Origin of the sequence: Cellulomonas timonensis (assembly GCF_900046455.1) — a bacterium.
Classification (GTDB): Bacteria; Actinomycetota; Actinomycetes; order Actinomycetales; family Cellulomonadaceae; genus Cellulomonas_A; species Cellulomonas_A timonensis.
This window is the reverse complement of the sequence record NZ_FCOT01000009.1, coordinates 13,087-30,000: the sequence shown is the minus strand read 5'-3', so window position 1 is coordinate 30,000 and position 16,914 is coordinate 13,087. Positions and strand designations below refer to the sequence as shown.

The following is a 16,914-nucleotide window of genomic DNA, read 5'->3' as shown; positions in this document are numbered from 1 at the left end:
CGCCTGCCTGGTGTCAGGCCTGGCCGCTGGCGACCTGGGCGTCGGTCCAGTAGCCCGAGTCCACGAGCAGCGACTTGATGTTGTTCGCGTAGACGATGTCCGACTCGAGGAGGTAGGACGGGACGATCTTCACCTTGTTGTCGTACGTCTCGGTGTCGTTCGCCTCGGGCTCCTCGCCCTTGAGGTAGGACTCAGCCGCCGTGACCGCCTGGGTGGCGAGCTTGCGGGTGTCCTTGAAGATCGTCGAGAACTGCACGCCGTCGTTGATGAGCTTGACGGAGGCGATCTCGGCGTCCTGGCCGGTCACGATCGGCAGGCCGGCGTCCTGGCCCGGGCCGTAGCCCGCGTTCTGGAGCGCCGTGATGATGCCGCGCGAGATGCCGTCGTACGGGGAGAGCACGCCGTCGAGCTTGCTGCCGTCGGAGTAGGTGGACGTGAGCAGGTCCTCCATGCGCTTCTGCGCGGTCTCCTGGAGCCAGCGCAGCGTGGCGGCCTTCTCGATGTCCGTCTGGCCGGACTTCACGACGATCTTGCCGTCGTCCATGAAGGGCTTCAGCGTGTCGATGGCGCCCTTCCAGAAGAAGTGGGCGTTGTTGTCGTCCAGCGAGCCGGCGAAGAGCTCGACGTTGAACGGGCCGGACTCGGCGCCCGCCGCCTTGCCGTCCTCGGCGAGCAGGCCGAGGCCCACGAGCAGCGACGTGGCCTGCTGCACGCCCACGTTGTAGTTGTCGAACGTGACGTAGAAGTCGACGTTCTTCGTGCCGTTGATGAGGCGGTCATACGCGATGACCGGGATCCCCTTCTCGGCGGCGGCGTCGAGCTGGTTGGCCAGCGCGGTGCCGTCGATCGACGCCACGATGAGCAGGTCGACGCCCTTGGTGATCATCTGGTCGATCTGCTGCTGCTGCGTGGGGATGTCGTCGTTCCCGAACTGCAGGTTGACCTCGTAGCCGGCGGCCTTGAGGCCGTCCTCCACGGCCTTGCCGTCGGCGATCCAGCGCTCCGACGTCTGGGTCGGCATCGCGACGCCGACGGTCTTCGTGCCGTCGTCGGCTGCGGGGGCGCCGCTCGACTCGCCGCTACCGCCACCGGCGCCGTCGCCGGCACATGCGGCGAGGGAGAGCGCGAGGGCTGCGCCCAGCGCCACGATCTTGAGGCTCTTCATGTCCGTCTCCTCCTTGAGAAGGTGCTGCTGATCTCGAGCTGGTCAGGGACCGACCGCCCCGGGTTGCCCGGGGTGGCGACCGGCTGTTCTGTGTGCGCGCAGGGTGGGCGTCATCGCGCCGGACGAGGCTGGGCAGCGATGCCTGGCCGTCCGGCTCGGTCGTGGACCGATGAGTTCGACTCTTCTTCGAGCACGTCCACAGACTCCCGGTCTTGAGTTCACTTCGTCAAGCCAAGAGTCGGGCATCCAGGTTGCAGATGGATAACAACCGGAAACATGGGACGACTATGCCGTCAAGAGGCGAAGAATTCACCCTCTCAGGGGGATGACAAACGCCCCGACCTCCACGAGGGAGGCCGGGGCGTCATGCTTTATTCACTTGTCGAACGATCGATGCCGTTCGTCACTCCATGTCAGATACCTTGCGCGAGACGGTAGTACGCCGCGTTCCAGCGGATGGCGTCCTTGAACCCACGCCGCGTGGTGCCCTTGTCGATCACCAGCAGCTCGGTGCGCGCGATCTCCGCGAAGTCCTCCCAGACCTCCAGGCCCACAGCCGTCGTGAGCACCGTGTGGTGCGCCGCGCCGGCCGTCAGCCACGCCTCCGCCGACGTCGCGAAATCGGGCTCCGGCACCCACACCGCGCGGGCGACGGGCAGGTTCGGCAGCTCCTCGTCGGGCTCCACCACGTCCACCACATTCGCCGTCAGGCGGAAGCGGTCACGCATGTCGGACAGCGCCACGACGACGCCCTTTCCCGGGTCGGTGTCGAAGACCAGGCGGACCGGGTCCTCCTTGCCGCCGATGCCCAGGGGGTGGATCTCCAGCTTCGGCTTGGACGTGGTCAGCGTCGGGCAGATCTCGAGCATGTGCGCCCCGAGGATCTTCTCCGCGCCGGGCACCATGTTGTAGGTGTAGTCCTCCATCAGCGACGCGCCACCGGGCAGCCCGGCGCCCATCACCTTGGCGGCCCGCACCAGCAGTGCCGTCTTCCAGTCGCCCTCGGCGCCGAAGCCGTAGCCCTGCGCCATCAGCCGCTGCACGGCCAGGCCCGGAAGCTGGCGCAGCGCGCCCAAGTCCTCGAAGTTGGTCGTGAACGCCGTGGCGCCCAGCTCGCCCAGGAACGCCAGCAGCGCGAGCTCCTGACGGGCGCCGTAGCGCAGCGACTCATGCCGCTCACCGCCCTTGCGCAGCTCGGGGACGACGTCGTACAGCTCCTCGTACTCCGCCACGAGCGCGTCGACATCCGCGTCGGCGACGGCCTCGACAGCCTCCACCAACTCGTTGACGGCCCACGTGTTCACCGAGACGCCGAACCGCAGCTCGGCCTCCGTCTTGTCGCCCTCGGTCACCGCGACGTTGCGCATGTTGTCGCCGAAGCGGGCCAGGCGCGTGTCGTGCATCGTGGCCCAGCCGGCGGCGGCCCGCACCCAGGTGCCAATCGACTGCGCGACCACCGGGTTCGAGTGGTGCCCCACGACCGTCTTGCGGGCCACGCCCAGGCGGGACTGGATGTACCCGAACTCACGGTCGCCGTGCGCGGCCTGGTTGAGGTTCATGAAGTCCATGTCGATGCTGTCCCACGGCAGCTCGACGTTGGCCTGCGTGTGCAGGTGCAGCAGCGGCGTGCGCAGCGCGTCGAGGCCCGCGATCCACATCTTCGCCGGGGAGAACGTGTGCATCCACGCGATGACGCCGATCACCTTGTCGTCGGAGTTCGCGTCGAGCGCGGCCCGGCGGATGGACGCCGAGTCCTTCAGGACGGGCTTCCACACGATGTTCACCGGCACATCCGAGGACGCGTCCAGCGCACGGGCGATCTCCTGGGACTGCTCGGCGACCTGTCGCAGGGTCTCCTCGCCGTACAGGTCCTGGCTGCCGGTGAGGAACCAGACCTCGCGGTCGGCGTACGGCTTGCTCATGCGGATGCTCCTGGGTCTCGTGGTGCGGGGTCGAGCTGGGTGGTGCGGGGCTCAGCGCCCGTAGACGTTCTGGTACCTGTCGTACAGCGAGTCGACGTGCTCCTGGGCGATGGGCAGCGGCTCGCCGAGCTGGCGCGAGATGTGCACCGTGCGGGCCACCTCCTCGACCATGACCGCCGCCTTCACGGCGGCCTTCGCGTCCTTGCCGATGGTGAACGGGCCATGGTTGCGCATCAGCACGGCCGGGCTGCGGGAGCCCTTGAGCGTCTCGACGATGCCCTGGCCGATCGAGTCGTCCCCGATCAGCGCGAACGGTCCGATGGGGATGTCCCCGCCGAACTCGTCGGCCATCATCGTCAGCACGCACGGCACCGGCTCGGCGCGCGCGGCCCACGCCGTGGCGTAGGTCGAGTGCGTGTGCACCACGCCGCCGACCTCGGGCATGTTCCGGTACACGTAGGCGTGCGCCGCGGTGTCCGAGGACGGCGAGCGGTCGCCGTCCACGAGGTTCCCGTCGAGGTCGCACACGACCATCGACTCGGGAGTGAGCTCGTCGTATGTCACGCCCGAGGGCTTGATGACGAACAGGTCCGCGCCGGCCACCCGCTGGGAGACGTTGCCCGCGGTCCACACGACGAGGCCCCAGCGGGGCAGCTCGGCGTGCAGCGCCGAGACGACCTCGCGGACCCGCGCGACCTCGGCCTGGACCTCGGCGGAGAACGTCGTCAGGCCGCTCACGCGTCGGCCCCCAGACGGTCCGCGCGCGCCTCGCGGCGGATGCCCTTGAGCCGGTGCATGACCTCGTTGGCCCCACGGCCGAAGTAGTCGTGCAGCAGCGTGTACTCGGCGAACAGCGCGTCGTAGCGCTGCGCGTTCTCCTCGATCGGCGTGTACGCCGCGACGGTGCGCTTGCCCATCGACTTGGCGGCGGTGCGCACATCCGCATACGCGCCAGCGGCGACGGCCGCGTGGATCGCGGAGCCGAGCGCGGGGCCCTGGTCGGAGGCGATGGTGCTGAGCGGCAGACGCGTCACGTCGGCGTAGATCTGCATGAGCAGCGCGTTCTTGAGCAGGCCGCCCGCCACGACGAGCTCGGTGACTGGGACACCGGAGGAGGTGAACGCCTCGACGATGGTGCGGGTGCCGAAGGCCGTGGCCTCGAGCAGCGCGCGGTAGGTGTCCTCGGGCTTGGTGGCGAGGGTCTGCCCGACGACGATGCCGGACAGCTCGTGGTCCACCAGCACCGAGCGGTTGCCCGAGTGCCAGTCGAGGGCCACCAGGCCGTGCTCGCCGATCTGCTGCTCGGCGGCGAGCTCGGTGAGGTACTGGTGCACGGACAGCCCGCGCTCGGCGGCGGCCGAGACGTAGGCCGGGGGCACGCCGTTGTCGACGAACCAGCCGAAGATGTCGCCGACGCCGCTCTGGCCGGCCTCGTAGCCCCACAGCCCGTCGACGATGCCGCCATCCACGGCGCCGCACATGCCGGGGACCTCGTGCAGCTCGTCGCCGTTCATCACGTGGCACGTCGAGGTGCCCATGATCGCGACCATCTGGCCGGGCTCGACGGCGTTCGCAGCCGGGGCCGTGACGTGCGCGTCGACGTTGCCGACGGCGACGGCGATGCCCTCGGGCAGGCCGGTCCAGGCAGCCGCCTCGGCGGTGAGCGTGCCGGCGGAGGCGCCGAGCTGGCCGATCTCGTGCTCGAGCTTCTCGGAGACGAAGCCGGTGAACTCGGGGTTCAGCGCGGCGAGGAAGTCCGTGCTCGGGTACTCGCCGTCCTGGTAGATGCCCTTGTAGCCCGCGGTGCAGGCGTTGCGCACGTAGCTGCCGCCGAGCTGCCAGACGATCCAGTCCGCGGCCTCGACCCAGTGCTCCATCGCGTCGTAGACCTCGCGGTCCTCCTCGAGGAGCTGCAGGCCCTTGGCGAATTCCCACTCGGAGGAGATGAGGCCGCCGTAGCGGTTGATCCAGGCCTCGCCGCGCTCGTGGGCGAGGGCGTTGATGCGGTCGGCGTGGGACTGCGCGGCGTGGTGCTTCCACAGCTTCACGTAGGCGTGGGGGCGGTCCGCGAAGGCCGGGAGCTCGCACAGCGGGGTGCCGTCGGCCGTGGTGGGGACCATGGTGCAGGCGGTGAAGTCGGTGCCGATCCCGATCACGTCGTTGACGTCGATGCCGTGCTCGGCCTGGGCGGCGGCGAGGGCCGCGGGGACTGCCGTCTTGAGCACGTCGACGTAGTCGGCGGGGACCTGCAGGGCCCACTCGGGCGCGAGCGCCACAGGGGTTCCGGCAGCGGCGGCGGGGCCGGCCGTCAGCTCCTGGTCCATGACCGCGTGGGGGTACGCGTGCACTCCTGAGCCGAGCTCGGCGCCGTCGTGCACGCGCACGACCACTGCACGGCCCGAGAGGGTTCCGTAGTCCACGCCCACCACGAGGGCTCGCTGCGGGTCCACCGTCATGTCGCTGTCCTGTCCGTCGAGCTTCGTCGCCTGGGGACCGGGTCTTCCACGTGGAAAGCCGCTGGCGTCCGCCGGGCATCGTGGCCACCAGCGGACGCCGGCGGCCGAGGCCATGTTAACGCTAACATCCCGGTTCCCGTCAAGGGCCCCGCAGGTCAGCCGGGGGCACTGCCCGCCAGGTCCGGCTGCCACGAGCTGGCCCGCACCACCAACTGCGCCGGCAGCGTGTGCCGAGTCACCGAACGGCCCTCGAGCGCCGCCGTCAACGCCTCGATGGTCAGCCGCCCCAACGCCGCGAAGTCCTGCCGCACGGTGGTCAGCGGCGGCACGAAGAACGCCGAGCCCGTCACGTCGTCGAAGCCCGCCACCGCCACATCCTGCGGCAGCCGCAGGCCGCCCTCCCAGAACGCACGCAGCAGACCCAGCGCGAGCTGGTCGTTCGCCGCGAACACCGCCGACGGGGCGCCCTCGCGCACCATCTCCCGGCCCACCGCGTACCCGCGCTCGGCCGTCCAGTCCGCCTCGATCGGGTCCGGCGCCGCGACCCCGGCCGCCGCGCACTCCGCCCGCCAGCCCGCCAGCCGGTCCTGCGCGTCGAACCAGTCCTGGGGGCCCGCCACATGCGCCACATCCCCGCGACCCGCCGCCAACAGGTGCCGCGTGGCCTGGCGCGCCCCGTCGAACTGGTCCACCGAGACCGTGTGCAAGCGCACCGCCTCCGGCTGGTCGCCCGAGCTGATCATCACCACCGGAACCGGCGCGTCGAACTCCTCCACCGCCTGCATCACCTCGACCTGCGGGGCGATGATGACGATGCCCTCCACCCCCTGGCCCATGAAGTGCTCCAGGGCGCTGTGCATCGTGGCCGCGTCGAATCCGCTGATCGTCGCCACGCTGACGAAGTAGCCCGCGTCGCGCGCCGCCTCCTCCAGCCCCACCAGCGTGCTCGTCGGCCCGTACAGCAACGAGCCGGTCGTCACCACGCCGATCGTGCCCGAGCGGCGCGTCACCAGCGCCCGCGCGGCGCTGTTCCGGCGGTAACCCAGCTCGCTGATCGCCGCCAGGACTCGCTCGCGGGTCTCCGGGCGCACGCTCGGGTGGTCGTTGAGCACCCGCGACACGGTCTGGTGCGAGACGCCGGCGACCTCCGCGACGTCGCTCATCGCCGGAGGGCGGCGGCGCGCGGCGGAGTGCCCGGAGGACGACGTGCTGCCCGACGACGCTGGAGGCAGGGGATCCGGTGACATCGGGCGGCTAGCCCGCGTACTCGGCGCCGAGCTCGCGCGAGCGGTCCCGCGCGGCCTCGGCAGCGGCCACCACAGCGGCCCGCACCCCATGCGCGTCCAGCTCGCGCACTGCCGCGACAGTCGTCCCGCCCGGGGACGAGACCCGCTCCCGCAGGATGGCCGGGTGCTCGCCGCCCTGCTGCGCGAGAGTCGCCGCGCCCTGCACGGTGCCCACCGCGAGGGTCGTCGCGAGGTCCCGCGACAAGCCCAGCAGCACGCCCGCCTCGGCCATCGCGTCGATCAGGTAGAACGCGTACGCCGGGCCCGAGCCGGAGATCGCGGTGACGGCGTCGAGGTCCTTCTCGGGCGCCTCGACCACGATGCCCGTGGCGGACAGGATCCGCCGCACCAGGGCCAGGTCGTCCGCGTCGGCATGCGTCCCCGCGGAGATCGCGCTCACGCCGCGACCCACCACCGCCGGGGTGTTGGGCATGACCCGCACCACAGCCGTGCCCTCGGGCAGCCGCTGCTCGTAGAAGCTGATCGGCAGGCCCGCGGCGATCGTCACCACCAGCGTGCCGGGGCGCAGCACCGGGGCCACCTCGTCCAGCACGTCGCCGACCACATTCGGCTTGACCGCCACGACCAGCACATCGGCGCTGCGCGCGACCTTGGCGTTCGAGTCGCATGACCGCACGCCATGCCGCTCGGAGAGCTCGTTGGCCCGCAGCGCCGAGCGCTCGGTCACGTCGACGTCCTCAGGAGCCCACCCGGCCTGGAGCAGCGCCGAGACGATCGTCTCGCCCATCACCCCGCCGCCGAGCACCGCCACCTGCGGACGCTGCGCGCCCGTCGTCCCGTCCGACATCGTCAGCCTCCGTGCTGCTCACCGCGTGCCCGCCGACTGGCGCCACCCGACGAGCGTAGCCATCCACGAGTCCCACGCCGCGCACGGCGCACGGCGCCGCCTCGGCCCACGGCGGCGACCGGGAGCCCGGTTGCGGGCCTACCAGCCACGCCTGAGAGTGAAGACACTTCCGTGCGGCTCCTCGTGCACGGCGTGTTGAGCCGCGCCCGACCCGAGGAGCCTGCGTTGAGCGATCCCCAGATCCCGCCGAGCGTCCCGTCCAGCCGTCCCGCGACTGTCGACGAGCCCGTCGAGCCGCACGAGCCCTGGCCCGCCAAGCCGAGCTCGCGGGGGCCGGAGGCCGTCTCCCCCACCGGGGCGCCCGAGACGCCCGACCCGGACGCGCGCGCCCAGCAGGGGCCGTGGCTGACCACGGCAGGCGGCGTCCCGCTGCGTGACACCGACCACTCGCTCAAGGCGGGCCGGCGGGGGCCGACGCTGCTGCAGGACCACCATCTGCGCGAGAAGATCACGCACTTCGACCATGAGCGGATCCCGGAGCGTGTGGTGCACGCGCGCGGCGCCGCAGCCCACGGCCGGTTCGAGTCCTACGGCACCGCGGCGTCGCTGACCTGTGCGCAGTTCCTGCAGAAGGACGTCGTGACGCCAGTGTTCGTCCGCTTCTCCACGGTGGTCGGCTCCCGGGGATCCGCCGACACCGTCCGCGACACCCGGGGCTTCGCGACGAAGTTCTACACCTCCGAGGGCACGTTCGACCTGGTGGGCAACAACATCCCGGTGTTCTTCATCCAGGACGCCATCAAGTTCCCCGATGTCATCCACGCAGTGAAGCCCCGTCCCGACGTCGAGATCCCACAGGCGCAGAGCGCGCATGACGGGTTCTGGGACTTCGTCTCGCTGCACACCGAGGCGCAGCACCACACGATGTGGAACATGTCCGACCGCGGCATCCCCCGGTCGTACCGGACGATGCAGGGCTTTGGCGTGCACACGTTCCGGCTGGTCACCGCCGAAGGGACCACCAGCCTCGTCAAGTTCCACTGGAGGCCAGTGGCGGGCACACACTCCCAGGTGTGGGAGGAGGCCCAGATCACCGCGGGCGCGGACCCGGACTTCCACCGCCGCGACCTGGCGCAGGCCATCGAGGCAGGCGCGTTCCCGCAGTGGGAGCTGGGCGTGCAGGTCTTCCCCGACACCCCGGACCAGGTGTTCGAGGGCATCGACCTCCTCGACCCCACCAAGCTCGTCCCCGAGGAGCTGGCGCCCGTGCAGCCCATCGGACGCATGACCCTCGACGCCAACCCCCGCAACTACTTCGCGGAGACGGAGCAGGTGGCCTTCCACGTCGGGCACATGGTCCGGGGCATCGACGTGACGGACGACCCGTTGCTCCAGGGGCGCCTCTTCTCGTACCTCGACACCCAGCTCTCGCGGCTCGGCGGGCCCAACTTCACCCAGCTGCCGATCAACCGCCCGCACGCCCCGGTCAACGACATGCTCCGCGACGGCATGCACCAGACCGCCGACCACGTCGGGGCGGCGCCGTACCGCCCGAACTCGCTCGACGGAGGCTGCCCGTTCACAGCGGGCGCCGACATGGCGTTCATCGACGTGCCCGTCGCGATCCCGGACGGGTCCGTGAAGGAGCGCGAGCTCCCGGTGTCCTTCGCCGACCACTTCAGCCAGCCCCGCATGTTCTGGCGGAGCCTCAGCCCCGTGGAGCAGGCGCACACGGCGGCGGCCTACACCTTCGAGCTCGGCAAGTGCTACGAGCAGGCCGTCAAGGAACGCCAACTCCAGGCGCTGGCCAACATCGACGCCGAGCTCTGCGCCGTCGTCGCCGAAGGGCTGGGCCTGCCCGCGCCCGAGCCCACGGAGCCGCCCACCGACGTCCGGCCCAGCCCGGCGCTGTCCCAGGTGGGCGGATCGTGGCCGGTGGCCGGGCGGGTGGCCGGGCTCGTCGCGGACCCGTCCACCGATCTGGACCTGTTGGAGCGCGTGCGCGCCGCCCTGCTCGCCGAGCAGGTGATCCCGCTGGTCATCGCACCCTCGGGCGGGATGCTCGACCCGGCCCGGCCCGACACCGCCGTGCAGCGGACCTGGCTCACGGCCGCCTCCATCGAGCTCGACGCGCTGATCCTGCTCGGCCAGGCCTCCCGCGGCCCCGACGCGGCGCCGACCTTCGACGCGAAGGCCGGGGCGCCTGGCGCCGCCGACCCGCGCGTCGTGAAGCTCGTGCAGGAGGCCTACCGGCACGCGAAGGCCATCGCCCTCGTCGATGCCGGCGCCGCGGTGCTCGCAGCCGCGGGAGTCGACGCCTCCGCGCCGGGAGTCGTCCGCTCGGACGACCCCGACGTGCTGGTCGAGCACGTCACCTCGGCTCTCGCGGGACACCGGGTCTGGGAACGGTTCGCGGCGACGCTCCCCGGCTGATCCGCCTGCGCCACTCACCCAGGCAGGGCACGCGTCGTGGGCCGTCCCGCGACCCACGGCGCGTGCTCGCTACGGGGTCCGACGGTGCAACGTCGTCGCGCCCACCACGACCGCCGCCACGATGAACCCCGCGATCACCAGCACGTCGCCGCGCACGTCGGCGAAGCCCTCCCCCGCCGCCAACCGCTGCAACGCGTCCACGCCGTAGGTCAGCGGCAGCACCCGGGAGACCGCCTCGAGCACTGCGGGCATCTGGTCGCGCGGCATGAGCAAACCGCACGTGATGAGCTGCGGGAAGACGAACAACGGCATGAGCTGCACGGCCTGGAACTCGGTGCGGGCCAGCGCGGACGCGGCCAGCCCCAGGGTGGAGCCGAGCACCGCGTCCAGCACCGCCACCAGCATCACCACCCACAGCGGCCCGGCGACCTCCATGCCGAGCAGCCCGACGGCGACCCCGGTGAGCACCAGGCCCTGCACCACAGCGAGCAGGCCGAAGCCGAGCGCGTAGCCGCCGATGAGGTCGCCGCGCCCGATCGGCGAGGCCATCAACCGCTCCAGGGTCCCCGAGGTCCGCTCCCGCAGCGTCGCGACGCTCGTGACCAGGAACATCACGATCAGCGGGAACAACCCCAGCAGCAACGGCCCGAACTGGTCGAGCACGTCCGTGCCCTCGAACATCCACGCGACCAGCCACAGCAGCAGACAGGGCAACACGATCACCAGGGCGAGGGTGCGCGGGTCGCCGCGCACCTGGCCCAGCACCCGGCGCGCGGTCGCGAAAGTCAGCGCCGCGCTCATCGCGCGCCCCGGCCGTTCGAGGGCTGGTCCTCGACCAGCGCCAGGAAGGCGGCGTCCGCGTCGCTCGCGCCGGTGCGGGCCAGCAGGCCGGGCAGGGTGTCGTCGGCGATGACCTGGCCGTTCCGGAGCAGCAGCAGGCGGTCGCACCGGGTGGCCTCGTCCATCACATGGCTCGACACCAGCAGCGTCGTGCCCCGCTCGCGCAACCGCCCGAACAGGTCCCACAAGTCCCGCCGCAGCACCGGGTCCAGCCCGACGGTGGGCTCGTCCAACACCAGCAGCTCGGGCGTGCCGAGCAGCGCCGCCGCGAGCGACACCCGCGAGTGCTGACCGCCGGAGAGCGTGTCGACCCGGCGGTGCGCGCAGTCGACCAAGCCCACCTCCGCCAGCACCCTGTCCACGTCACTGGCCGGGGCGCCCACCACGGCGCCGAGGTACCGCAGGTTCCGCCGCACCGTCAGGTCGCCGTACACGCTCGGCGCCTGCGTGACGTAGCCGAGGCGACGGCGCAGTTCCGCGCTGCCCGCCGGGCGCCCCAGCACCTCGATCGAGCCCGACGTGACCACCTGCACCCCGACGACGGCGCGCAGCAGAGTCGACTTGCCGCTGCCGCTGGGGCCGAGCACCCCGACGAGCGCGCCGGAGGGCACCGTCAGGCTCACACCGTCGAGCGCCACCGTCCCCCGGCGGCCACCGCGGACCACCCGCAGGTCGGTCGCCCGCACCGCTGGCCCGGAAGCCGGGAGCCCTGGCCCGCCGCGCTGACCCGTCTCCGTCATACGACGAACACTGGCCGCGCGGCGGCCGCCGTGCAAGGGACTCTCGACTACACGCTCGTGGCGTCGATCGAGCCTTCGGTCGAGTTGTCAGTCGAGCCGCCATCGTCCTGGTCCTGGCCACCGCGCTGCTGGCCGGGGGCGTGGCGCTGCCAGTCCTCGCTGTCGCCGCCCTCGGAGCCGCCCCACCGCGCGCCACCGACAGCGATGAGGATGCGGCGGGTCCGGCTGCGGTCGGTCGGCGCCGGTGTCGAAGCCGCGGCCTGCGAGGCATGCGGGGTCTGCGGGGTCAGAGGCGTCTGCGGGATCCCCGGGCTCGGGGTGCTCTCCATGGTGCTTCCTCTCAGGGGACGTGCGACGACTCATCTCGCGACGCGGCCAAGCCTGGAGCGGCCGGCGGCGACCACCCGCCTGGGCTGGTCCGCGCATCGATCGTCACGCCGTCGCCTGGATGGGCGCCCGGCAGGGCCTGTGCCCCGCCTGAGAGTCCTCCCCCCGCTCCTGGCCTGCGAGTCCCAACCGGATCAGGCCGGCAGCAGGAGCCCGTCCCGCACGAGCCCTCGCACGCCGGGCAACACGTCGGCGGCGACCCCCGCGGCCGGGACCTCGAGCAGGGCGGCCAGCGCCCCCACGATCTGCCCGAGGCTCAGATCGCCGTCGCAGGCGCCCACGAGCCCGGCCAGCGCGGTGCCGGTGCGGACGGTCCGGCCCAGGCCCCCGCCCTGCCGCGGCAGGACGATCGACGGGTCGGCGTCGCCGGGCGGGAGGTACCGCTCCTCGGTGACGTCGCCGGCGACGACGACGCGCTCGCGGGCCAGGGCGGCGTCGTCACGGGCCGCGAGCCAGTCGTGGGCGGCGAGGCTCGACTCGATCCACGGGCCGAGCGGCTGGCGCACCGTCCCGGTGACCTCCTCGAGGCGGCGCAGTGTGGGCGCGCCGCGCTCGGGGCGGCGCAGCGTGACGATCCCGAAGCCGATGGCCTCGACGTCGCGGGAGGCGAAGTCGTCGAGCCAGGCGCCGTACCGCTCGTTCCACGCCGCACGGTCGCGGTCCGGGGTGGTGCCGCCGTCGCGGATCCACGTCTCGGCGTACTGCGCCGGGTCCTGCAGCTCGCGCTGCACCACCCAGCCGTCCAGGCCGGACTCGTCGAGCCACCGGCCCACGCGCTCATGCCACTGCTCGCCGCGCCGCACCTCCCAGTTGCCCAGGAGCTGCGCGACGCCGCCGGGGGCCAGCACGGAGCCGACGCCCGTGATGAGGTCGCGCACGATGGCGTCGCCGGTGCGGCCTCCGTCGCGGTACTCGTAGAGCGGCACGGCGCCGCCGTCCGCGCCGGGCTGTGGGGCGAGCGGGCGGCGCGGGGTGATCACGAACGGCGGGTTGGACACGACCAGGGCGAACAGCGGCTCGTCGGGTCCCTGCACTGGTTCGAGCATGGACCCGTGACGGAGCTCGAGGCGATCCTCCCCCAGCCCGGCGAGGCTCGCGTTGAACCGGGCGAAGGCGAGCGCCCGGCGGGAGATGTCGGTGCCGACCACATGCCGCGCGTGCCGGCTGGCGTGCAGCGCCTGGATGCCGCAGCCGGCGCCCAGGTCGAGCACGCGTCCACGGGGGCCGCGCACGGTGACCTGCGCGAGCGTCGTGGAGGCCCCACCCACCCCCAGGACGTGGTCGGTGCGCAGCGCGGCGCCGGTGGCGAGCTCGCCCAGGTCGGAGGCGATCCACCAGTCCACGGCGCCCGCCGTTCCCGGGCCGCCGTCGCGCGGCGCGTCGTCGTCCAGGCCGTCGACGGCCTCGTACGGGCGCAGGTCCACGCGTGCGCGGACGCCGTCGTCCGGCCCTGCTCCTGCCGCGTCCACCAAGCCGAGGCGCCGGGCCCCGTCAACCGTCAGCGTGCCCAGCGCCCGCTCCGCCTGCGAACGGGGCACGTCCACGCCGAGCACGAAGAGGCGCATGAGCGTCGAGCAGGCATCCGCGCGGCCGGCAGTGGCCCGGAGCGCGGGCAGCGCCTCCTCACGGTGCAGCGCCGCAGAGGCCACCGGGCCCAGCAGCCCCTCGACCCCGTCCACGGTGTACCGGGCGGCGCCCACATCGTGGCGCAGCGCGTCAAGGAGCGCGGGGTCGCCGCCGGGGGTGTCAGTCGCGTCGTTCACCCGACCATCCTCCCGTGTCGCGCGGCGCGCTCAGGCCGGCGCCGGCTCCACGTCCACCACGAGCGGCAGGTGATCGCTCGCCCGGCGGGCGGCGGCGTCCCGCAGCACCTGCGACCCGCTGGCCGCGAGCTCGGGCGACGCGAGCACGACGTCGATGCGGTGCCGCGGGCCCGACGCGCGGAAGGTCGGCGCCGCGCCGTCCCCCGCGGTGTCCTGCGCGTAACGGGCCAGCCGCTGCCACGCGGGGCCGTCGGGAGGCTCATTCAGGTCGCCGACCACCACCAGCGGGCCCTGCGCCTGGCCGAGATACGCCTCGACCTGGTCGAGGTGCCGGGCGCGCTCGTCGGGGTGCACCGACAGGTGCAGCACCACCACCTCGACCCCGTCGACGCGCGCGGTCGCGAACCCCCGCCGCGTCCACCCCACCCGCCACGGCAGCCGGTGCGCCCGCGGGCGCTCCACGACGCTGCCGGGCCGCACGAGCAGCGCTGTGGTGCGCGACGCGAAGTCGCCCACGACGACCTGCAACCCGGCGCGCTCCGCCCATCTGCGCAGGCGCACCCGGCGCAGCGGCCCGCGCGGCGGCTCCTGCACGCCGAGCACGTCGACCTGCGCCAGGCGCACCACGGCCACGGCGGCGTCCTCGTCGAGCTGCAGGCCCTTGAGGTTGTACGACATGACGCGCATGGCAGTGGGGCTCAGTCCCGCACCCTCTCCTCGACTCGGGCGGCGCTCGCTATCGGCGCCGGGGCGATCACCCCAGACCCTGCCTCTAACATCCCCTCGCGGTCCACTCGGGCCGCCCGCAGGCGGGACATGATCACGGCGCCGAACGCGATGGCCGTGGCCGTGGACGCGATGGCGATGCGCGCCGGGTGGTTCGCCCCGTCGCCCACGCTGATCGCGACGATCGCCGGCGCGATGAGCAGCGCCACCAGGTTCATCACCTTGATCAGCGGGTTGATGGCGGGGCCGGCGGTGTCCTTGAACGGGTCGCCCACGGTGTCCCCGATGACCACCGCGGCGTGCGCGTCGGAGTTCTTGCCGCCGTAGTGGCCGTCCTCGACGATCTTCTTCGCGTTGTCCCACGCGCCGCCCGCGTTGGCCAGGAACACGGCCATCAGCACACCGGTGGCGATGGCCCCGGCGAGGAACCCGGCGAGCGGCCCCACCCCGAGGCCGAAGCCCACGGCGATCGGGGCGAACGCGGCGAGGAGCCCAGGCGTCGCGAGCTCCCGCAGCGAGTCGCGCGTGCAGATGTCCACCACGCGCCCGTACTCGGGCCGCACCTCGCCCGTCATGATCCCCGGGTTCTCGCGGAACTGGCGGCGCACCTCGAAGACGATGGCGCCCGCCGCACGGGTCACGGCGTCGATCGCCAGCCCGGAGAACAGGAACACCGTGGCGCCGCCGAGGATCACCCCGACGAGCGTGATCGGCGAGATGATCGAGTACGTGAGCATCGACGCCACGATGTCCGAGGTCACCGGCGCAAGGCCCGCGAGCGACCGGCTCACCGACTCGGCGTAGGCGCCGAACAGCGCGGTGGCGGCGAGCACCGCCGTGGCGATCGCGATCCCCTTGGTGACGGCCTTCGTGGTGTTCCCGACGGCGTCCAGGTCGGTGAGGATCTTCGCGCCCTCCTCGGTGACGTCGCCCGACATCTCCGCGATGCCCTGCGCGTTGTCGCTGACTGGGCCGAACGTGTCCATCGCGACGATCACGCCAACGGTGGTGAGCAGACCGCAGCCCGCGAGCGCGATGAGGAACAGCGCGAGCGGGATGGAGCCCCCGGCCAGCAGGAACACCCCGCAGATCGCGGCGGCGATGATGCCGGCGGTGTACACGGCGGACTCGAATCCGACCCCGATGCCGGACAGCACCACCGTCGCGGCGCCGGTGAGGGAGGTGCGCGCCACGTGCAGCGTCGGCTTCGAGGTGGTGCCGGTGAAGTACCCGGTGACCCACAGGATCACGCCCGCGAGCAGCACGCCGATGGCCACGGCCACCGCCGCGATCAGGCGCGGGTCGCCGGGGTGGCCCTCCAGCCCCGCGGTGCCGCCGACCAGCTCGGTGAAAGTGCTGGGCAGATAGGTGAACGCGGCGACGGCGGCGAGCGCCACGCCCGCCAGAGCCGCGGTGTAGAAGCCGCGGTTGATGGCCGCGAGGCCGCCCTCCTCGCCGCGCACGCGGGTGACCAGCACGCCCAGCACCGCCACGAGGGCGCCGATCGCGGTGACGATCAGCGGGAACACCAGGCCGTGCTCCCCGAAGGCCGCCTTGCCGAGGATGAGCGCCGCGACCAGCGTCACGGCGTAGGACTCGAAGAGGTCGGCGGCCATCCCGGCGCAGTCGCCGACGTTGTCGCCCACGTTGTCCGCGATGGTCGCCGCGTTGCGCGCGTCGTCCTCGGGGATGCCCTGCTCGACCTTGCCGACCAGGTCCGCGCCGACGTCGGCCGCCTTGGTGAAGATGCCGCCGCCCACCCGCATGAACATCGCGAGCAGCGCCGCCCCGAAGCCGAAGCCCTCGAGCACTGCCGGGGCCTCACCCCGGTAGATGAGCACCACCGACGCCGCGCCGAGCAGCCCGAGCCCCACCACGCACATGCCCACCACGCCGCCGGTGCGGAACGCGATGCGCGCGCCCTCCGCACGACCGCCCGGCAATGACGCCGCGGCGGCGACGCGCACGTTCGCGCGGGTGGCCAGCCACATCCCCAGGAACCCGATGGCCGCCGAGAACCCGGCGCCGAGCAGGAAGAACAGCGACCGGCCGACCTTGACCCCCGCGTCCCCCGGCAGCAGGAACAGCAGCCCGAATACGACGGCCGCGAACAGCACCAGCGTGCGGAACTGCCGGGACAGGTATGCCGACGCGCCCTCCTGCACGGCAGTCGCGATCTGCTGCATCGACGCGGTCCCCTCGTCCGCGGCGAGCACCTGACGGCGCAGCACCACCGCGTACAGCAACGCGGCGACCGCGACGGCGGCAATGACACTGACGATGGTGAGGCTCGTCGGTCCGAGCGTGAGCATGCGACCTCCCCGGGCACAGGCGCAGCCCCCCTGACCACACCCTTGCCACACGGCCCCGTTGCCGTGCAGACCCGCG

The 16,914-nt window shown here is 72.5% G+C and carries 13 protein-coding genes; 1 reads left to right on the top strand and 12 read right to left on the bottom strand.

Annotated features, from left to right (window positions below):
• Positions 1 to 13: 13 nt before the first annotated feature.
• From chvE to proC, 6 genes are all read right to left on the bottom strand, one after another.
• A complete protein-coding gene (chvE, locus tag BN3788_RS02220) occupies positions 14 to 1,165 on the bottom strand; it encodes a multiple monosaccharide ABC transporter substrate-binding protein (protein ID WP_066582254.1) in 1,152 nt (383 codons plus the stop codon).
• A 413-nt stretch (positions 1,166 to 1,578) separates the two neighbouring features.
• Positions 1,579 to 3,087 carry an L-arabinose isomerase gene (araA, locus tag BN3788_RS02215; RefSeq protein WP_066582253.1) on the bottom strand — a complete coding sequence of 503 codons (1,509 nt, stop codon included), beginning with the start codon at positions 3,085 to 3,087 and terminating at the stop codon, positions 1,579 to 1,581.
• Between the two features lie 51 nt (positions 3,088 to 3,138).
• Positions 3,139 to 3,825: an L-ribulose-5-phosphate 4-epimerase gene (locus BN3788_RS02210; protein ID WP_066582252.1), complete on the bottom strand. Its 687-nt coding sequence runs from the start codon at positions 3,823 to 3,825 to the stop codon at positions 3,139 to 3,141.
• Positions 3,822 to 5,543 (bottom strand): ribulokinase, encoded by a 1,722-nt coding sequence (araB, locus tag BN3788_RS02205; protein ID WP_066582251.1) that lies wholly within the window; start codon positions 5,541 to 5,543, stop codon positions 3,822 to 3,824. The genes BN3788_RS02210 and araB overlap by 4 nt, the downstream gene beginning before the upstream one ends.
• 155 nt (positions 5,544 to 5,698) lie before the next feature.
• Positions 5,699 to 6,706, bottom strand: coding sequence for a LacI family DNA-binding transcriptional regulator (locus BN3788_RS02200; RefSeq protein WP_066582250.1), 1,008 nt, complete (start codon positions 6,704 to 6,706; stop codon positions 5,699 to 5,701).
• Positions 6,707 to 6,797: 91 nt separating this feature from the next.
• The gene (proC, locus tag BN3788_RS02195) at positions 6,798 to 7,637 is read right to left on the bottom strand and encodes a pyrroline-5-carboxylate reductase (RefSeq protein WP_066582249.1); all 840 of its coding nucleotides are present in this window, start codon (positions 7,635 to 7,637) and stop codon (positions 6,798 to 6,800) included.
• A 225-nt stretch (positions 7,638 to 7,862) separates the two neighbouring features.
• Between proC and BN3788_RS02190 the strand changes: the two genes are divergently transcribed.
• On the top strand, positions 7,863 to 10,070 hold the full coding sequence (locus BN3788_RS02190; RefSeq protein WP_066582464.1) for a catalase: 2,208 nt from the start codon (positions 7,863 to 7,865) through the stop codon (positions 10,068 to 10,070).
• A gap of 69 nt (positions 10,071 to 10,139) precedes the next feature.
• Here BN3788_RS02190 and BN3788_RS02185 read toward each other — a convergent pair whose 3' ends face one another.
• The 6 genes from BN3788_RS02185 to BN3788_RS02160 all read right to left on the bottom strand — a co-directional run bounded on the left by BN3788_RS02185 (position 10,140) and on the right by BN3788_RS02160 (position 16,838).
• Positions 10,140 to 10,871 (bottom strand): ABC transporter permease, encoded by a 732-nt coding sequence (locus tag BN3788_RS02185; RefSeq protein ID WP_066582248.1) that lies wholly within the window; start codon positions 10,869 to 10,871, stop codon positions 10,140 to 10,142.
• The gene (locus tag BN3788_RS02180; protein WP_066582247.1) at positions 10,868 to 11,650 is read right to left on the bottom strand and encodes an ABC transporter ATP-binding protein; all 783 of its coding nucleotides are present in this window, start codon (positions 11,648 to 11,650) and stop codon (positions 10,868 to 10,870) included. Before BN3788_RS02180 ends, BN3788_RS02185 begins: the two co-directional genes overlap by 4 nt.
• Before the next feature lie 47 nt (positions 11,651 to 11,697).
• The gene (locus BN3788_RS02175; protein ID WP_066582246.1) at positions 11,698 to 11,979 is read right to left on the bottom strand and encodes a hypothetical protein; all 282 of its coding nucleotides are present in this window, start codon (positions 11,977 to 11,979) and stop codon (positions 11,698 to 11,700) included.
• A 192-nt stretch (positions 11,980 to 12,171) separates the two neighbouring features.
• Positions 12,172 to 13,800, bottom strand: a complete 1,629-nt coding sequence (locus BN3788_RS02170; RefSeq protein ID WP_066582245.1) for a DUF7059 domain-containing protein — start codon at positions 13,798 to 13,800, stop codon at positions 12,172 to 12,174.
• 30 nt (positions 13,801 to 13,830) lie between these two features.
• Complete coding sequence (locus BN3788_RS02165) at positions 13,831 to 14,478, bottom strand: endonuclease/exonuclease/phosphatase family protein (protein ID WP_159066843.1); 648 nt, start codon at positions 14,476 to 14,478, stop codon at positions 13,831 to 13,833.
• 20 nt (positions 14,479 to 14,498) lie between these two features.
• The gene (locus BN3788_RS02160) at positions 14,499 to 16,838 is read right to left on the bottom strand and encodes a sodium-translocating pyrophosphatase (RefSeq protein WP_066582243.1); all 2,340 of its coding nucleotides are present in this window, start codon (positions 16,836 to 16,838) and stop codon (positions 14,499 to 14,501) included.
• Between the last annotated feature and the right edge of the window lie 76 nt (positions 16,839 to 16,914).